The following is a 17508-nucleotide window of genomic DNA, read 5'->3' on the forward strand; positions in this document are numbered from 1 at the left end:
AAGGACGACGTCGGAGATCCGGATGTCCGGCCGGTGGTCCGCTGACGGAGAAGCCGATCGGTCGGCCTAGGCTTGGCGGCAGAGTGACCCACAGCGTTGTGGGTCGAGGGGAGTGGCACCGATGGACCGGCGTCCGGCGATCAAACCGGAACCCGACCTCCGGCAGGTTGACACCGGCCGGGACGACAGTTTCGACACCACGACCGACGGGGACGGTTTCGGTCGGCTAGACACGGGTGCGACCGGGATGACCGGTTCGAGCATCGACACCCTCTACGATCTGGGACTACCGCCGGAGGCGCTGGCCGGCGACGTCGAGGACGCCGAGTTCGACGAGCCGGTGCCCAACGCCGAGCGACTGGTGGCCCAGGCCGTGTTGCTGGCTGGCGACGACCACGACGCGGCGACCCTGGTGGGCAGGTTCTGGCGGTTCGCGCCGGACGAGGAACTGATCGGGTTCACCGCCGAGGAGATGCTCGACGCCGCCCGCGCGCACCGGGAACTGGCCCGGCAGCGGGTGCCGGGTGAGTTGAAGCTGCGAATCCACTCACCCGACGCCGAGCAGCACCACAGCGTCATCGAGATCGTCACCGACGACATGCCGTTCCTGGTCGACTCGGTCACCGCCCTGCTCAACACCCACCATCTGGACGTGCACCTGCTGGTGCACCCGCTGGTCGTGGTGCGTCGGGAGCCGTTGGGTCGGCTGGTCGAGGTCGCCGCCGACGTGGAGCCGGACGACGCGATCTCCGGCGACCTGGTGGAAAGCTGGATGCGGATCGAGATCGACCCGGTCCGCGATCCGGAGGAGCGGGACAAGCTACGCCGGGAACTGCAACGGGTGCTGACCGACGTGCGGGAGGCCGTCGAGGACTGGCCGAAGATGCGCCAGAGTGCCCTCGCCCTCGCCGACGAGTTGGCCGCCGCGCGAACCAGTGACAACCGGCCACCGGTCCCGGAGAAGGACATCACCGACTCGGTCGAACTGCTGCGCTGGCTCGCCCACGACCACTTCACCTTCCTCGGGTACCGGGAGTACCGGCTGGTGCCGAATTCGGCCGAGGGCGGGCCGGCGCTGGAAGCGGTGCTCGGCACCGGCCTGGGCATTCTGCGTCAGGACTCGCCGGAGGCGCGGGCGCTGTCCTCGATGACACCCGAGGCGCACGAGAAGGTCACCGAGAAACGCCTGCTGATCATCACCAAGGCGAACTCGCGGGCCACCGTGCACCGCTCGGCATACCTCGACTACATCGGCTTCAAGATCTTCGACGAGAACGGCGAGGTGGTGGGCGAGCGGCGCTTCCTGGGCCTGTTCTCCACCGCCGCGTACCGGACCAGTGTCCAGGAACTGCCGGTGGTCCGACGCAAGGTCGCCGAGGTGCTGGACCGTTCCGGGCTGAGCCTGCGCAGTCACTCCGGCAAGGATCTGATGCAGATCCTGGAGACGTACCCGCGCGACGAGCTGTTCCAGATCAAGACCGACGACCTGTACCACGCGGTCATCGGGGTGCTGCGGATGGCCGGCCGCCGGCAGTTGCGGGTGTTCCTGCGCCGGGACGCGTACGGGCGGTTCATCTCCTGTCTGATCTACCTGCCCCGGGACCGGTTCACCACCCAGAACCGGCTGCGTATGCAGGACATCCTGCTGCGCGAGCTGAACGGTGTCGGGGTGGACTACACCACCCGGGTGACCGAGTCGATGCTGGCCCGGGTGCATTTCATCGTGCGTACCGACCCGACCAGCCCGCCCGGCGACATCGACGCCGACCTGCTCGCCGAGGAGTTGGCCGACGCCACCCGGTTGTGGGACGACGACTACCGGCTGGTGCTGGAACGCAAGCTCGGCGACGAGCAGGCCAAGCACCTGTTCGGCCGGTACGCCGACGCGTTCCCGGAGGGCTACAAGGACGGGCACACGCCGTACGAGGCGATGAAGGACCTGGCCAAGCTGGAGCTGCTGGAGGAGCCCGGCCAGCTGGAGATGCACCTGTTCCGCAAGCAGTTGGCGCCGCGTGCCGTTGGCCGGGGTCCGGACGTCGACGAGTCGATGGACGTGCGGTTCAAGGTGTATCGCTACGGCGAGCCGATGATGCTCTCGGCGGTGCTGCCGGTGCTGCACTCGCTCGGCGTGAAGGTCGTCGACGAGCACCCGTACGAGGTGGAGCGGGTCGACGGCCGGATCTGGCTGTACGACTTCGGGCTACGGCTGCCGGAGGGGCACCAGGAACTGGCCGAGGTGCGTCCGCACGTGGAGAACGCCTTCGCGGCGGCGTGGCGGGGCGAAGCCGAGGTGGACCGTTTCAGCGAGCTGGTGCTGCTCGCCGGGCTGACCTGGCGCCAGGTGGTGGTGCTGCGGGCGTACGCGAAGTACCTGCGTCAGACCGGCACGGTGTTCTCGCAGGACTACATGGAGTCCACCTTCATCGCGTACCCGCACCTGGCCACGTTGCTGGTGCAGCTGTTCGAGGCGCGGTTCGAGCCGGGCCCGGTCGACGCCGAGCAGCGCCAGCGGCGCGGCGCCGAACTGGTGGCCGAGATCCGCGCCGCGCTCGACGACGTGGCCAGCCTCGACCAGGACCGGATCCTGCGGTCGTACCTCTCGTTGATCCAGGCCACTCTGCGGACCAGCTTCTACCAGCGGCCGGTGGGCGGGCGGCCGAAGCCGTACGTCGCGTTCAAGCTCGACCCGCAGGCGATACCCGAGCTGCCCGCGCCGCGACCGAAGTTCGAGATCTTCGTGTACTCGCCCCGGTTCGAGGGTGTGCACCTGCGGTTCGGGCCGGTGGCCCGGGGCGGCCTGCGCTGGTCCGACCGGCGGGAGGACTTCCGTACCGAGGTGCTCGGCCTGGTCAAGGCACAGATGGTGAAGAACGCCGTGATCGTGCCGGTGGGCGCGAAGGGCGGCTTCGTGCTCAAGCAGAAGCCGGGTGACCGCGACGAGGCCGTGATCTGCTACAAGGAGTTCGTCTCGGCGCTGCTGGACGTCACCGACAACATCGTGGCCGGTGAGATCGTGCCGCCGGAGGACGTGGTCCGGCACGACGGCGACGACCCGTACATGGTGGTGGCGGCGGACAAGGGCACCGCGACCTTCTCCGACATCGCCAACGAGATTTCGACGGCGCACAACTTCTGGCTGGGCGACGCGTTCGCCTCCGGCGGTTCGGCCGGCTACGACCACAAGAAGATGGGCATCACCGCCCGGGGTGCGTGGGAGTCGGTGAAGCGGCACTTCCGCGAGATGGGGCACGACACCCAGAGCCAGGACTTCACCGTGGTCGGGGTCGGCGACATGTCCGGTGACGTCTTCGGCAACGGCATGCTGTTGTCGGAGCACATCCGGCTGGTGGCCGCCTTCGACCACCGGCACATTTTCCTGGACCCCGACCCGGATGCGGCCACCTCGTACGCCGAACGGAAGCGGCTGTTCGAGCTGTCCCGGTCCACCTGGGAGGACTACAACGCCGAGCTGATCTCGGCCGGTGGCGGGATCTACCCGCGTACCGCGAAGTCGGTGCCGGTGTCACCGCAGGTCCGTGCCGTGCTCGGGCTGGACGACGCCGTCGACCAGCTCAGCCCACAGGAGCTGATGAAGGCCATCCTCACCGCGCCGGTCGATCTGTTCTGGAACGGCGGCATCGGCACCTACGTCAAGTCGTCCAGCGAGACCAACGCCCAGGTGGGCGACAAGTCCAACGACGCGATCCGGGTTGATGGTCGCAACCTGCGCTGCCGGGTGGTCGGCGAGGGCGGCAACCTGGGCTTCACCCAGCACGGTCGGATCGAGTACGCCCAGGCGGGCGGCCGGATGTACACCGACTTCATCGACAACGCGGCCGGGGTGGACTGCTCCGACCACGAGGTGAACATCAAGATCCTGCTGAACACCGCGGTCGCCGACGGCGAGCTGGCCCTCCCCGAGCGGGACGAACTGCTCGCCCGGATGACCGACGAGGTCGCGGAGCTGGTGCTGCGGGACAACTACGACCAGGCCCGGGCGATCAACAACTCCCAGGCCCAGGCGACCTCGTTGCTTCCGGTGCACCGCCGGATGATCACGGAGCTGGAGCGTGCCGGCGTCCTGAACCGGTCGCTGGAGGCGCTGCCGCCGGACGAGGAGCTGGCGGTACGCACCGAGTCCGGGTTGACCGCGTCGGAGTTCGCCGTGCTGCTGGCGTACGTGAAGATCGCCTTGGAGAAGGAGATCCTAACCGACGGGCTGCCCGACGAGGAGTGGACCGGTGACGTGCTGGTCAACTACTTCCCGACGCCGATGCGGGAACGGTTCGCCGACCGGATGAACCGGCACCGGTTGCGCCGCGACATCGTGACCACGGTGCTGGTCAACGAGGCGATCAACCGGGGTGGTATCTCGTTCGTCTTCCGGGTGGTCGAGGAGACCGCCGCGACGGCGGCGGACGTGATCCGGGCGTACGTGGTGGTCCGCGAGGTCTTCGGATTGCGCGAGCTGTGGGACGCGGTCGAGGCGCTGGACAACCGGATCGATCCGGAGTTGCAGACCAGCGTCTATCTCGACACCCGGCGGCTGCTCGACCGGGCCGTGCGGTGGCTGGTGACCAACCGCCGCTCGCCGATCGACGTGCCGGCGGAGATCGCCCGACTGCGGGACGGGATCACCCGGCTGCTGCCCCGGATGGAGACGCTCTTCTACGGCAGTGAGCGTGACTCGATCGTGGCGCACATCGACTCGATGACCGAGCGTGGGGTGCCGCGTGAGCTGGCCGAGCGCAGTACCCGGCTGATGTACAGCTTCGGTCTGCTGGACGTGGTGGAGACCGCCGCCGGCACCGGGCGGGACGTCGGCGAGGTCGCCTCGGTCTACTTCGTGCTCTCCGACCGGTTCCGGGTGGACTCGCTGCTGTCGAAGATCTCCCTGCTGCCACGCGAGGACCGGTGGCAGACGCTCGCGCGGATGGCGCTGCGGTACGACCTGTATGCCGCACTCGCCGCGCTCACCGCGGAGGTGCTGGACTCCACGCCGGGCGATCTTCCGCCGCAGGAGCGGGTACAGCAGTGGGAGCAGTCGAACGCCACCTCGATCCACCGCGCCGAACGGGCGATGGGCGAGTTCGACGAGTCCCGGGCGGACCTCGCGGCCCTCTCGGTCCTCCTCCGCCAGATCCGCACCCTGGTCCGCACCTCCGCCGCCAGCTGACCCACACCCACCTTCGCGATCATGCAGTTGTGGCGGTCCGAACGCGTGGATACGCGGCTTTCGTTCGGTGCCACAACTGCATGATCGGCGGAGCGAGGGCGGCGGGGTGACCGGTCAGGGCGTCAGGGAGGCGAAGACGATCACGTTGTCGGGATAGTCGCCGGTCGCCTCATCGAACTGGCCGCCGCAGGTGATCACCCGCAGACCCGGCCGGTCGCTGGGGCCGTACACCTGCTCGGTGGGAAAGGCGTCCTTCGGGTACGAGGCCACCGAGTCCACCCGGAAGGTCGCCGCCCGGCCGTCGGCCCGGTCGACGGTGACGGTGTCGCCGGGTTGCAGGGCACCGAGGGAGAAGAAGACGGCGGGACCGATCGCGGCCGAGTCGACATGCCCGACGATCACCGAGTTTCCCGGCTCGCCCGGGCTCGGGCCGGGCTCGTACCAACCGGCGAGCAGCGCCTGGTCGAGCGGGGGCACCTGGACGGTGCCGTCGGGGTTGGTGCCGAGCGTCATGATGCTGGCGCGGACTCCGATGCGGGGGATGGTGATGGTGGTGGGAGTGGCCCGGGGGAGTCCCGTCGGTACCTGCTGGGCGCCATTGAGGTCGGTCTCGGCGAACGGACCGTTCGGGGACGGATCGCTCGTCCCCGCCACGGGCTGCGGTGGGCGCGGGGAGTCGGTGGTCTTCAGCGAGGCGCCGATGAGGCCGGAGCCCATCATGGCGAGCAGGACGACGACGGCGGTGCCGACGGCACGCCACGGTCCACCGTGACGGCCGCCGGCCCGTCTCGTCGTCGCGTCAGGCCGCGAACTCATCGGCCCGACGACGGCGCATCAGCACGAGGCCACCGAGGGCGGCCGCGCCGACCAGGCTCGCCCCGGCGGTGGCCAGGCCACGGTCGGCACCGGTGGCGATGCCACCGTCACCGCCGTCGACCCCACCGTGCGGCAGGACGACCAACTCGCCCGTGCCGCAGGAGCCCTCCAGCTTGTACGTGCCGGGCTTGGCGTCCCGGGCGACGCGGGCCTCGCCGTAGTAGACGAAGTCCTTCTTGTGCTCCCAGCTGTCGGCCTTGCCGCGCTCGTCGGCCTCGTCCGCCGCCCAGTCGCGCTTGCCGGACCAGTCAGCCTCGCCGGAGCGGTCTTCGCTCCCGCCGGACCAGTCGCGCTTGTCCGACCCGCCCGACCAGTCGCTCTCGCCCGACCAGTCGCTCTCGCCGGACCAGTCGCTCTCGTCCGAACCGCCCGACCGCTCGCCCTTGCCGGACCAGTCGTGCTCGGCGGAGTCCGAGCCGTTCTCGTGCCGACCGGACCAGCCGCCGGTGGACTCCTCATCGGCGGATTCGCCGTTCGCGTCCTGGCCCTTCCAGTCCTTCTTCTCGTGGTCCTTCTTCTCGTGGTCCTTCGAGTCGCGGCCACTCTCTGCGTCCTGGCCGTGCTCCTCGCCCTTCCAGTCGTCGCGGACGTCAGCGCCGCCGCCCCAACCACCCTCGGACTCGCCCTCGGCCGGCTGCGAACGCTCGTGGCCGGACCAGCCCTCGCTGTCCGTGCCGCCTTCGGCGGCGCCGTTCTCCTCGCGCCAGTCCTTGTGGTCGCCACGCGAGTCGCCGCCCCGAGCCGGTTCGAGCTTCACCTTTCCGGTGACCTTGGACCAGACGAAGGGGTGCTCCTGGGGCTCGGTGCAGATCTGCACGAGCTTGACCTCTTCGCCGGCCTTGACCGCGTGCGGCTTGGCGAAGACCTTGCCTTCGTCGGTCTGCGATTGGCCGTCGGCGTACGCGGCCCCCGGCGCGAACACCAGCAGAGAAGCGCTGCCGAGGGCAGCACCCGCAACAACCTTCCCCAGCATCTTCTTAGCCATGACCTGTGTCACTCCATCCCTGTTGTCCTGCGGCCGGCAACAACCGAGCCAGAACCGACGTTAGACCGTTTCATGACCTATGTAGGGAAAAATTCGTGTTCTGGCATTAGTTCGGTCTGCCGGGTTCTGCTGGTCCACCTGGCCGGAGAGTGCCGGCCTGTCCGGCACCTGGTGGGGTGGGTGGCGCGGCGCTGGTCAGGGTGGTCCGCTGACGGTTGCTGTGGGGATGGGGCATTTGCCCGGTAGGGTTTCGAAAATATCGAACCATTGCCATGGAAGCGCTCCCATGCAAGAATCGCTGCACGCGGTGAGCAGAGCCACATCGCGTAGGCAGGTGTCGAGGGCATCCGGTTCGCCGGACGACCACCTGGCCGCCGACCGGTGACGCCGGTCGTCGCACCACCACCAACGCCCGTCCGGGTCGGGCGCTCCCGAAGAATCCCGTTGGCACCGGCGGTCGTCCATGCAGGACGCCCCTCGGGCCACGTGCCGGGCCGTACGCGGATCCGGTCTCGCCCAAGGAGATCAGTGGCATGAATGTGTGGAGAAGGCTGTCCGGTCGACGCCGGGCCGTCGCGCTGGCCGGCGCGAGCGCGCTGGTCGCGGGCGGTTTGGTGACGCTACCGGTGACCGCGGCGCACGCGGCGACGCAGTGCGACGTCGCGTACACGACCAACGACTGGCAGGGCGGCTTCACCGCCAACGTCACCATCAGGAACGTCGGCGACGCGCTCAGCAACTGGACGCTCGGCTTCACGTTCCCCGACGCCAACCAGCGTCTCGTGCAGGGCTGGTCGGCCCGGTGGAGCCAGTCGGGCCGCAACGTGACCGCGCAGAACGAGTCGTGGAACGGAAACCTGGCCACCGGCGCCAGCACGAGCATCGGCTTCAACGGCTCGTGGAGCGGCAGCAACCCGAAGCCCACCTCGTTCACCGTCAACGGGGTGACCTGCAACGGCGGCACGCCGCCGACCAGCACCCCGCCGACCAGTACGCCGCCGACCAGCACTCCGCCGACCAGCACCCCGCCGACCAGTACGCCGCCGACCAGCACTCCGCCGACCAGCCCGCCGCCTCCCGGCACCAGGGTGGACAACCCGTACCTGAACGCCCAGGGCTACGTGAACCCGGAGTGGAAGGCCAAGGCCGAGTCGGTAAGCGGTGGCAACCGGGTGTCGAACATTTCGACCGCGGTCTGGATCGACCGGATCGCGGCGATCGAGGGCACCGACAACAGCCAGTCCAACGGTCCGATGGGGATCCGGGACCACCTGGACGAGGCGCTGGAGCAGGGCGCCGACTACATCCAGTTCGTCATCTACAACCTGCCCGGCCGCGACTGCGCGGCGCTCGCCTCCAACGGTGAGCTGCAGGCGGACGAGCTGCCCAAGTACAAGGCCGAGTACATCGACCCGATCGCGGCGATCCAGGGTGACGCGAAGTACCGCAACATCAGGATCATCAACGTCATCGAGGTCGACTCGCTGCCGAACCTGGTGACCAACACCTCCGGCAACCCGGGTGGCACCGTCATGTGCGACACGGTCAAGGCCAACGGCGCGTACGTGCAGGGTGTCGGCTACGCCCTGGCCAAGCTGGGCGCGTTCTCGAACGTCTACAACTACGTCGACGCCGGACACCACGGCTGGCTCGGCTGGGACAGCAACTTCACCCCGACCGCCCAGATCCTGAAGGAGGCCGCGACGGCCTCCGGCAGCACCGTCAACCACGTGCACGGGTTCATCACCAACACGGCGAACTACTCGGCGCTGATCGAGCCGTACGCGAAGGTCACCGACTCGGTGAACGGGCAGACCGTGCGGCAGTCCGACTGGATCGACTGGAACCAGTACAACGACGAGCAGAGCTTCGCTCAGGCGTTCCGCCAGGAACTGGTCCGGCAGGGCTTCCCCAGCAGCATCGGCATGCTGATCGACACCTCCCGTAACGGCTGGGGCGGCCCCAACCGGCCCACCGCCGCGGGACCGACGACCAACGTGAACACCTACGTGGACGGTGGTCGGGTCGACCGTCGTATCCACAAGGGCAACTGGTGCAACCAGTCCGGTGCGGGTATGGGCGAGCGGCCGAAGGCCGCGCCGGCGTCCGGCATCGACGCCTACGTCTGGGTCAAGCCCCCGGGCGAGTCGGACGGCTCCAGCCGCGAGATCCCGAACAACGACGGCAAGGGCTTCGACCGGATGTGCGACCCGACCTACACCGGTAACGACCGCAACGGCAACAGCATGAGCGGTGCCCTGCCGGACGCCCCGATCTCGGGTGCCTGGTTCTCGGCACAGTTCGCCGAGCTGATGGCCAACGCGTACCCGCCGCTGTCCTGACGGACACAGGCACACCCGCCGCCGACAGTAGGTGAGGCGCTGCGGCGGCAGGTCACCCGGGCCCCTGGTCCGACCGCACCGGTCGGACCAGGGGCCCCTCGCGCCGCCTGCGTCACGGTTGCCGTCACCCGCCCGACGACTTCGGTACGCCGCAACCGGCTACCGCCGCCTCGGCGAGGGCGCACCGTGGCGCGGGCGGATCAGGGAACCGTCTTCTCGACCGCCGCGCGGCCGGTCTCGTCCAGCTCGCGCCGGGCCCGCTCGATGTTCTCGGCGGTGAGATCCTGCCCCCGGGCCATCACCAGGTCCTCCGGCTCCCAGGGCTGCTCCGCGCCGGTGCGAATGTTGTCCCCACCGGCACCGGTGCCGGTCCCCGTCGCGCCGGTCCCGGCGGCGTACGGATCGGCGATGATGTCGTCGGTCGACCCGCTTCCGGTCCGATCATCCGGTTCGGCGAACGCCGGATCGTCCCGGTCGGGACCGCCTCCGGTCATCAGCTGAGGAACGGTGCTGTCGTCGTCGACCGCCGCAGCCGCCTCGGGGCGCTCCTCCAGCGGTCGTTGCCGATCACGGTCCGTCATCGCTGCTGCCCTCCTGTCCGCGGCGCTCGCCGGCCCTGTTGGGCGTACCCGCCTCACCGGTGGCCATGCCTGCCGGTGGTACGCCGAAGGCGGGTGCCCCGGATCCGGGGCACCCGCCTTCTGGTGGGTCGTGGTGCTGGGCTGCCGCGAATCAGCGGCCGAGTACCCGGTCGAGGAAGTCCCGGTACTCGCGTACGGCCACCCGCAGCTGCTCGGTGTCGGCGGAGCCGGCCTCCTGCCAGCCGCCGAGCTTGTTGCGGTGCTCGGCCAGCGCGGCCGAGAGCGCCTCCATGGCCTCCTCCACCAGCGACTGCGCCTCGCCGGCTGCCGCCCGGGGGTCGTCCACGAAGCGCAGCTGGACATCGCGCCAGCGGTCCCGGAAGCCCTGTGCGGTCGCGTCGTCGAACAGCGTCGCCGCCCCGGCCGGAACCGCCGCCCCGGGGCTGGCCGTGCCCTCGCCCGAGGTCTGCGTGTCGGGGTCGACCATCGCGGGGGTGGCGCTGCCGTAACCGGCCCCGCCCGCCGCCGCCGTGTCGTCGTCCACCGTCGTCAGTCGGGTGTCGTCGTCCGTCGCCCGGTCCACGTCCACGGGCTCGTCGGTCAGGCGGTCGGCCGCCGTCCCGTCGGCGGGGGCCGAAGCCTCGCCGTCGTTGTCGTCGAAGTCGTCGTCGACCTCGTCGTCGGTCCGGTCGAACTCGGCCGTCGGGTCCGCCCGCCGTCCCTCCCGCTCCCCGTCGACCGCGCCGTCACCAGGTCGGGCGGTGTCCTCCTCGCGCGGGTCGCGCTCGTCCTCGGGGCGCGGACTGGCCAGCGCGGACGCGGCGACCGCGCCACCGACCGTGGTGGCGCCGAAGGCGGTCGGCACCGGACCCGGCTCGTGGAACTCGGCCCGCTCGCTGTCGGAGCCGGGGCGGCCGTCCCAGGGGCGGCCCCGGTCGGCCTCCGACCGGTCGCGGTCCGTCGGCTCGTCGACGGTGTCGACCCCGTCGCCCGACTCCCGATCGTCCTCAGTGGCCGGCACCGCCACCGGGGCGGAACGGACGTTCTCCGGGTGGTCGTTGTTTAGCTGCTGCTCTTCCTGCCGCATGGTGATCTCCTCAGCGGTTGGTGGCGTCGTGGGCGGCGTCGGGCTGGCGCTGTTCCGGCGTCCCCGCAGCGACCGGCGGCTGCTCGCCGAGCAGAGCGCTGAAGAGGGCGCGGTAGTGGACGACGGCCTGGCGGAGATCCTCGGTGCTGGCCTCGCCCCGGGAGTTGCGCAGGTGGATCTCGTGCGCGTCACGGTAATGACCCAGCGTGCGCGCGTGCTCGACGGAAAGATGGGCGATCTGGTCGTCGAACTCACCGGTGGGGTATCCGCGTTCGGCGATGAGCCGGCTGACCAGTTCGTCGGCCTGCCCGACGGTCTCGGCGGGGGAGTCGACGAAACGTACCTGAAGCTCCTCCCATGCCTCGGTGTACCGGGCACGGGATTCGGGGGTGAGCGGGACCAGTTCGAGTTCGGCGTGCCGGCGTTCCCGGTCCCGCAGCTCGCGCTCGGCGGCGCTGCGGCTGTCCTGCTCGGCGACGACGTGGTCGTACTCGGGGCCGAAACGCTGCCGGAGCGCCCGGCGGCGGCCGGCCACGACGACGGCGGCGGCGATGGCGGCGACCACCAGGATGACGAGGACGGTGACGACTATCTGCGTGGGCGACATGGCTCCTCCTTCGCCTGCAGGTATTCCCGCCACGCACTGATCGCCAATCCCGTTCCGGAGCATTTTCCTGGCCCGACCTGGTTGCTGGCGGGGCGGAACGCGACAGGTGGTTCGTCACCGGGACGTTCGGCAACGTACCGGTAGTCTCGACGGACGGTAGTGCGACCGGCGCGGATTACGTATCCTGCCCAAGGCGCCCGAGCCGGCGTCCCCGGCGGGACGACCGGGGTGCGCCCCGGTGACGGCGCTGCCCGGCTGCGCCGGAGCCCTTCCAGCCACCCTTCCGGGCGAGGTCCGATTGAACACCCGCGACTGGCCGATCCGCTCGAAGCTGACCGCGTTGGTCGTCGTGCCGGTGACCGCGCTGCTGGCACTGTGGATCTTCGCGACCACGCTCACCTTCGGGCCGGCGCTCGACCTGCTCGCCGCCCGTACTCTCCTGTACGACCTCGGCAGGCCCGGTGAGACCGTGGTGGCCGAGTTGCAACGGGAACGACGGCTCTCCGTGGTGCATCTCGCCTCGCCCCGCACCGAGTGTGGACAGCCGCCGGCCAACTGCGTGCTACCGGCCCTGGTGGAACAACGGGCCCGCACCGACGCGGCGATCGTCGAGTTGCGTCGACGGGTCGACGGGGAGCAGTTGCGGGACGCCGCCGGAGAGCTGCTCGAAGCCCGGCTTGATCGGTTCATCGGCGAGCTGGACGCGCTGCCGGCCGGTCGCGGCTTCATCGATCGTCGGGATCTCGACCGCGCCGGTGCGGTCGGCCTCTACAGCGGAATGATCGCCTCCGCCTTCCAGACCTTCACCGCCCTGGCCAACCTTCCGGACCACGACCTCAACCGTGAGGCGTTGGCGCTGACCAGCCTCGGTCGCTCGCGGGAACTGCTGGGCCAGACCGACGCGCTGTTGGCCGGTGTGCTGACGGCCGGCAGGTTCGCCGAGGGTGAGCACATCCTGCTCGTGCAGGGCATCGGCAATCAGCGGTTCCTGGCCGACGCCGCGGTGGCCGACCTGCCCGAGGCGGACCGGACCGCGTACCAGCGGCTGACCGAGCAGGAGGCGTTTGGTCGGCTGCGGGCGATGCAGGACGACATCGTGGCGGCGGATCCGTCGGCCCGTCCCCGGCTCGACCCGCAGGCGTGGCAGACGAGCTACGACACGGTGCAGCAGTCGCTGCGGGAATTCGAACTGTCCCAGGCGGACGGACTGGCCGACCGGTCCGTGCCGATGGCGGTACGGACCATGGTGCGGCTGGCCGCCGCCGGACTGCTCGGCCTGATCGCCGTCGTGCTCTCGCTGGTGGTGGCGGTCCGGGTCGGCCGCTCCCTCGCGCAACGGTTGACCCAGGTACGCGGCACCCTCGCCGATGCCGAACGGCGCCTGCCGGAGGTGGTGGACCGGCTGCGCAACGGGGAGCAGGTCGACCTGGCGCGGGAGGCATCGGTGGCCGACCGGGGCGCCGACGAGATCGGCCGGGTCGCGCAGGCGTTCACCGAGGTACACAAGGTCGCCATCCGTTCGGCCATGGTCGAGGTGAGCCTGCGACGCGGCCTCAACGACGTCTTCCTGAACATCGCGCGGCGCAGCCAGGGGCTCGTGCACCGGCAGTTGGCCCTGCTCGACCGGCTGGAGCGCGACGCGGAGGACCCCGATCACCTGGCCGAGCTGTTCCGCGTCGACCACCTCGCCACCCGGCTGCGTCGGCACGCGGAGGATCTGGTCATCCTCGCCGGTGCCGCACCGGGACGGGGCTGGCGTAACCCGGTCGCCATGGTGGACCTGATCCGCGGGGCGATCTCCGAGGTCGAGTCCTACGACCGGGTCGACATCACCACCGTGCAGCCCGCCGGCACGGTCGGCCGGGTGGTGGGCGACATCATCCACCTGCTGGCCGAGCTGATCGAGAACGCCACGACGTTCTCACCACCCGATTCCCGGGTCGAGGTCTCCGGCGAGCACGTGGCCCATGGCTACGCCCTCTCCGTCACCGACGAGGGTCTCGGCATGAGCGAGGCGGCCATCGAGGAGGCGAACCGGAAGCTGGCCCGGTCGCCGGAGTTCGATCCCAGCGAGACCGCCCGGCTGGGGCTGTTCGTGGTGGCGCGACTGGCCGCCCGGCACGACGTCCGGGTGCGACTGCGTCGGTCGGAGGGCACCGGCCTCACCGCTGTGGTGCTCATCCCGACCGAGCTGATCACCGAGGAACCGTCGCCGTTGCCCGGCCCGGAGGCGCTGGCCGGCGACGACCGGGGTGCCACGCCGGAGCAGCGGAGGCTGGTCCGGGCGACGCGGCTGACCACGGTGCCCCGGCCCCGGACCCGCACCGTCGAACGCGGCACGGCGGTATCGTCCGACGGCCCGGCCTCCGGCGCTCCGACGTCCGGCTCGGGTGTCCGGGCTCCGGGCGGACGTTCGACGGTCGGGCCGGCGGAGGCCGACGGCCTGCCCCGTCGGATCCGTCGCCGCGATCCCGCCACCGCCACACCCACCGCCGACTCATCGGGCCCGCCGCCAGTGCCGGACACCGAGGCTGCCACCGTCGTCCGGTCCGGTACCGAGGTGGCTCCCGCTGGCCCGCCCACCGCCCGGACCGGGACGGAACCCCAGCGCGCACCGGCGCGGCCACCCGGGGCCGATTCACCCGGACCTGGGGTCGAGGCATCGGCCGGACCGGTCGCCGCCCACCCACGCAACGGTGGCCGCGGGCTGGACGCGCCCACCGTTCAACTGCCGGCGATGACCGCACCGCCCACGCGGACGGCCGCGATCGACGGTCCGACCGTCCGACAACCGCTGGTGACGTCCCGGACGGCGGCCCGGCCGCACCGTGATCCGACACCCCGAAGCCCGGAGGAGGCACGTCGGGTCATGTCGGCGCTACAGGCGGGCACCGCGCGGGGCCGGCGTGACGCCGCTCGCACCTCGAACCCGGAACCGGGTGGATCCCCACCCGAGAACGCGACCGACCAGGCCGTGCCGACCTCGGCGGAACCGAACCACCAGGCCGGCGCGGCTGCCGTGCGCCCGACCGACCAGGCCGGGTCATCGGTGGAGGTTCCCGACCGGACCGGGGCAGGCCCGGTGGACCAAGACCGGACCACCGTACCGTCCGGCTCCCCGCCGGGCACCGCACCGGTGGATTCCCCGACCGCGACTGAGAGGGACGCCTGATGCAATCGACGAGGCAGAACGCAGATCTCGACTGGTTGCTGGACGATCTGCTGGAGCGGGTACCGACCGCGCGGCACGCCGTGGTGCTGTCGGCGGACGGGCTCCTGCTGGGCTCCTCCGCCGGCATGGACGCCGCCGATGCCGAGCACCTCTGCGCGCTGGCGTCCGGCCTGTCCAGTCTCGCCCGGGGCGCGAGCCGGCACCTCACCGGTGGACCGGTCCGGCAGACCGTGGTGGAGATGGAGTCCGCGTACCTCTTCGTCACCGCGGCGGGGCAGGGCGCGTGCCTGGCGGTCGCCAGCGACGCCGACGCGGACATCGGTCTGGTGGCGTACGAGATGGCGATGCTGGTGACCCGGGTGGGCGAGAACCTGCAAGCGCCGGCCCGAGCGTCGGCGGGTGCCACCGATGCGGACTGACTTACCCGAGCATCGACACGAGTGGCTCGACGACGATGCCGGGCCGGTGGTGCGGCCGTACACCCTCACCGGGGGGCGCGTCCGTGCCAGCACGGACGGATTCGACCTGGTCGCGTACGTGCTGGCGAAGCCGGACCCGGACCTCGCGGCCTACCCGGAGCTGCATCCCGAGCACCGGCTGCTGGTGGAACTGGCCGGCCGCGGTACCCCGGTCGTGGAACTCGCCGCCGACCTGGACCTGGCGGTCGGCGTGGTCCGGGTGCTGCTTGGTGATCTGCTGTCTCGGGGGCTGGTCGCCGTGCACCAGCCGCCGCGCGCCACGTACCTACCCGACAACGACATCCTCAAGGCGGTGGTCGATGGACTCCGTGCGTTATGACGGCGAGCAGCGGGGGCATCGGGTTCCCATCGCGCTGAAGATCCTCATCGCGGGTGGCTTCGGTGCCGGCAAGACAACGCTGGTGAGCGCGTTGAGTGAGGTCCGGCCGTTGCAGACCGAGGAGATCCTGACGGGTGCGGGCGTCGACACCGACGACCTCTCCGGGGTGGAGACCAAGTCGACCACCACGGTGGCGATGGACTTCGGACGGATCACCATCAACGACGACCTTCAGCTGTATCTCTTCGGTACGCCAGGACAGGACCGGTTCTGGTTTCTCTGGGACGAGCTGGCGTTCGGTGCGCTCGGTGCAGTGGTGCTCGCCGACACCCGACGGCTGGCCGACTGCTTTCCCTCGATCGACTACTTCGAGCAGCGGGGCATTCCGTTCGTGGTGGGGGTGAACTGCTTCGACGACTCAAGGCGGTTCAGCCTGGAGGCCGTGCGTAGGGCCCTCGATCTGGACCCGGACGTGCCGATGGTGCTCTGCGACGCCCGGGACCGGCAGTCCGGCAAGACCGTGTTGATCTCCCTGGTCGAGCACGTCGCCCGGCATCGGGGCGAGCCGGTGCCGACGGCCTGAGTTGACCGGCCGGGTGGCGGTCGGCGTGGCAACGGGCGGGTGGGTCGCGGTGGGGAGGTCTAATCCGCCGGTGTCGGGGGAAGGCTTCTGAGGTGGGTTCGACGGAAACGAGCGGAGGGCGGCAACCGGTGGCAGGTCGGGGCGAGATCGTTCACATCGGCGGGTACACCGCGCCCAGCGGAGGGCGTGGCACCGGCATCGTCGCCGCCCGGCGGGAGCCGCGCACGGGCGAGCTTACGTCGCTGGGCACCGTCGCGGTCACCGCGTCGCCCTCCTTCCTCGCCCGCCACCCGGCGCGGCCCGTGCTGTACGCGGTCAACGAGCTGCCCGACGGCCAGGTCAGCGCGTGGCAGGTCGGGACCGACGGTGACCTGTCGCCCCTCGGCTCGTGGCCCACCGGCGGTGCGGAGCCGTGCCACCTGGCGGTCGCGCCCGAGGGCGGGCACCTGTTCGTGGCCAACTACGGTGGCGGCAGCCTGACGGTCTTCCCGCTCGACGCCGACGGAGTGCCGGGCGAGCGCACTGACGTGGTGGAGCACCAGGGGCACGGGGCCGACCCCGACCGCCAGGAGCGTGCGCACGCTCACATGGTCTCGCCGGGCACGGGCGGGTCGCCGTTGCTGGCGGTCGACCTGGGCACCGACTCGATCTACCGGTACGACCTTGACGGCGCCACCGGGCGTCTGGTGCCACGAGCGCCCCGGGTGCGAACCGCGGCCGGGGTGGGCCCCCGGCACCTGGCCCGGCACCCCGACGGGCGGCGTTGCTACGTCTCAGGTGAGCTGGACGGTTCGGTGCTGGCCTACGACCTGATCGACGGGGCGCTGCACCAGCGGGGCCGGGTCGACGCCAGCGACCGGGGCGGGCATGTGCAGCCGTCCGAGATCGGAATCGGTCCCGACGGCCGTTTTCTCTACGTCGCCAACCGGGGCGTCGGCACGGTGACCGTCTTCGCCCTCGGTGCGGGCCTGCCGGAACTCGTGGCGGAGGTGGAGACCGGCGGCGAGTGGCCCCGTCACTTCGCGCTCGTCGGGGAACACCTCTACGTAGCCGACGAACGGGCGGACATGGTGCGCACTTTCCGGGTCGACCCGGCGACGGGTGTGCCGGTGGCGGTCGGCGAGCCGTTGCCGATTGCGAGCCCAACTTGCGTTCTGCCCTGATCGTGGGCCTGGGGCATAGATACATCCACATTGCGGCGCTGACTCATCACTCAAAGTTACGGAATCGGGGTAAACTGTTTCTCCTCTGTAACTTTCGTCCGAACGGCCATGGCAGTACAACGGTCGGATACGCAAGAT

The 17508-nt window shown here is 70.5% G+C and carries 12 protein-coding genes; 7 read left to right on the forward strand and 5 right to left on the reverse strand.

Features of this window, described 5'->3' with window-relative positions; translation table 11 throughout:
- The first annotated feature begins 121 nt into the window (after positions 1-121).
- The gene (locus AB0J93_RS24095) at positions 122-5176 is read left to right on the forward strand and encodes an NAD-glutamate dehydrogenase (RefSeq protein ID WP_363924590.1); all 5055 of its coding nucleotides are present in this window, start codon (positions 122-124) and stop codon (positions 5174-5176) included.
- A gap of 114 nt (positions 5177-5290) precedes the next feature.
- Here AB0J93_RS24095 and AB0J93_RS24100 read toward each other — a convergent pair whose 3' ends face one another.
- Both AB0J93_RS24100 and AB0J93_RS24105 read right to left on the reverse strand, forming a co-directional pair.
- Positions 5291-5992, reverse strand: a complete 702-nt coding sequence (locus AB0J93_RS24100) for a class F sortase (RefSeq protein ID WP_363924591.1) — start codon at positions 5990-5992, stop codon at positions 5291-5293.
- The gene (locus AB0J93_RS24105) at positions 5976-7037 is read right to left on the reverse strand and encodes a hypothetical protein (protein ID WP_363924592.1); all 1062 of its coding nucleotides are present in this window, start codon (positions 7035-7037) and stop codon (positions 5976-5978) included. The genes AB0J93_RS24100 and AB0J93_RS24105 overlap by 17 nt, the downstream gene beginning before the upstream one ends.
- A gap of 533 nt (positions 7038-7570) precedes the next feature.
- Between AB0J93_RS24105 and AB0J93_RS24110 the strand changes: the two genes are divergently transcribed.
- Positions 7571-9379 (forward strand): glycoside hydrolase family 6 protein, encoded by a 1809-nt coding sequence (locus AB0J93_RS24110; protein WP_363924593.1) that lies wholly within the window; start codon positions 7571-7573, stop codon positions 9377-9379.
- A 200-nt stretch (positions 9380-9579) separates the two neighbouring features.
- Here AB0J93_RS24110 and AB0J93_RS24115 read toward each other — a convergent pair whose 3' ends face one another.
- The 3 genes from AB0J93_RS24115 to AB0J93_RS24125 form a co-directional block, all read right to left on the reverse strand.
- A complete protein-coding gene (locus AB0J93_RS24115; RefSeq protein ID WP_363924594.1) occupies positions 9580-9960 on the reverse strand; it encodes a hypothetical protein in 381 nt (126 codons plus the stop codon).
- Positions 9961-10111: 151 nt separating this feature from the next.
- The gene (locus tag AB0J93_RS24120) at positions 10112-11047 is read right to left on the reverse strand and encodes a hypothetical protein (protein WP_363924595.1); all 936 of its coding nucleotides are present in this window, start codon (positions 11045-11047) and stop codon (positions 10112-10114) included.
- A 10-nt stretch (positions 11048-11057) separates the two neighbouring features.
- Complete coding sequence (locus AB0J93_RS24125; RefSeq protein ID WP_363924596.1) at positions 11058-11654, reverse strand: hypothetical protein; 597 nt, start codon at positions 11652-11654, stop codon at positions 11058-11060.
- Between the two features lie 298 nt (positions 11655-11952).
- Here AB0J93_RS24125 and AB0J93_RS24130 point away from each other — a divergent pair, with 298 nt between their 5' ends.
- The 5 genes from AB0J93_RS24130 (at position 11953) to AB0J93_RS24150 (ending at position 17370) form a co-directional block, all read left to right on the forward strand.
- Positions 11953-14826: a nitrate- and nitrite sensing domain-containing protein gene (locus AB0J93_RS24130; protein WP_363924666.1), complete on the forward strand. Its 2874-nt coding sequence runs from the start codon at positions 11953-11955 to the stop codon at positions 14824-14826.
- Positions 14826-15245 carry a roadblock/LC7 domain-containing protein gene (locus tag AB0J93_RS24135; RefSeq protein ID WP_363924597.1) on the forward strand — a complete coding sequence of 140 codons (420 nt, stop codon included), beginning with the start codon at positions 14826-14828 and terminating at the stop codon, positions 15243-15245. Before AB0J93_RS24130 ends, AB0J93_RS24135 begins: the two co-directional genes overlap by 1 nt.
- Positions 15235-15624 carry a DUF742 domain-containing protein gene (locus AB0J93_RS24140; protein WP_363924598.1) on the forward strand — a complete coding sequence of 130 codons (390 nt, stop codon included), beginning with the start codon at positions 15235-15237 and terminating at the stop codon, positions 15622-15624. The genes AB0J93_RS24135 and AB0J93_RS24140 overlap by 11 nt, the downstream gene beginning before the upstream one ends.
- Complete coding sequence (locus AB0J93_RS24145; protein ID WP_363924599.1) at positions 15605-16207, forward strand: ATP/GTP-binding protein; 603 nt, start codon at positions 15605-15607, stop codon at positions 16205-16207. The genes AB0J93_RS24140 and AB0J93_RS24145 overlap by 20 nt, the downstream gene beginning before the upstream one ends.
- A 128-nt stretch (positions 16208-16335) precedes the next feature.
- Positions 16336-17370, forward strand: coding sequence for a lactonase family protein (locus AB0J93_RS24150; RefSeq protein ID WP_363924600.1), 1035 nt, complete (start codon positions 16336-16338; stop codon positions 17368-17370).
- Positions 17371-17508 lie beyond the last annotated feature (138 nt).

It is taken from the genome of Micromonospora sp. NPDC049374, from assembly GCF_040677165.1.
Lineage (GTDB): Bacteria > Actinomycetota > Actinomycetes > Mycobacteriales > Micromonosporaceae > Micromonospora.

What these genes read in the sequence shown, in the direction of transcription:
- AB0J93_RS24095 (WP_363924590.1), top strand. Translation starts at nt 122, where the DNA reads ATGGACCGGCGTCCGGCGATCAAACCGGAACCCGACCTCCGGCAGGTT.
- AB0J93_RS24120 (WP_363924595.1), bottom strand. Translation starts at nt 11,047, where the DNA reads ATGCGGCAGGAAGAGCAGCAGCTAAACAACGACCACCCGGAGAACGTC.
- AB0J93_RS24140 (WP_363924598.1), top strand. Translation starts at nt 15,235, where the DNA reads ATGCGGACTGACTTACCCGAGCATCGACACGAGTGGCTCGACGACGAT.
- AB0J93_RS24100 (WP_363924591.1), bottom strand. Translation starts at nt 5,992, where the DNA reads ATGAGTTCGCGGCCTGACGCGACGACGAGACGGGCCGGCGGCCGTCAC.
- AB0J93_RS24135 (WP_363924597.1), top strand. Translation starts at nt 14,826, where the DNA reads ATGCAATCGACGAGGCAGAACGCAGATCTCGACTGGTTGCTGGACGAT.
- AB0J93_RS24145 (WP_363924599.1), top strand. Translation starts at nt 15,605, where the DNA reads ATGGACTCCGTGCGTTATGACGGCGAGCAGCGGGGGCATCGGGTTCCC.
- AB0J93_RS24115 (WP_363924594.1), bottom strand. Translation starts at nt 9,960, where the DNA reads ATGACGGACCGTGATCGGCAACGACCGCTGGAGGAGCGCCCCGAGGCG.
- AB0J93_RS24110 (WP_363924593.1), top strand. Translation starts at nt 7,571, where the DNA reads ATGAATGTGTGGAGAAGGCTGTCCGGTCGACGCCGGGCCGTCGCGCTG.
- AB0J93_RS24125 (WP_363924596.1), bottom strand. Translation starts at nt 11,654, where the DNA reads ATGTCGCCCACGCAGATAGTCGTCACCGTCCTCGTCATCCTGGTGGTC.
- AB0J93_RS24105 (WP_363924592.1), bottom strand. Translation starts at nt 7,037, where the DNA reads ATGGCTAAGAAGATGCTGGGGAAGGTTGTTGCGGGTGCTGCCCTCGGC.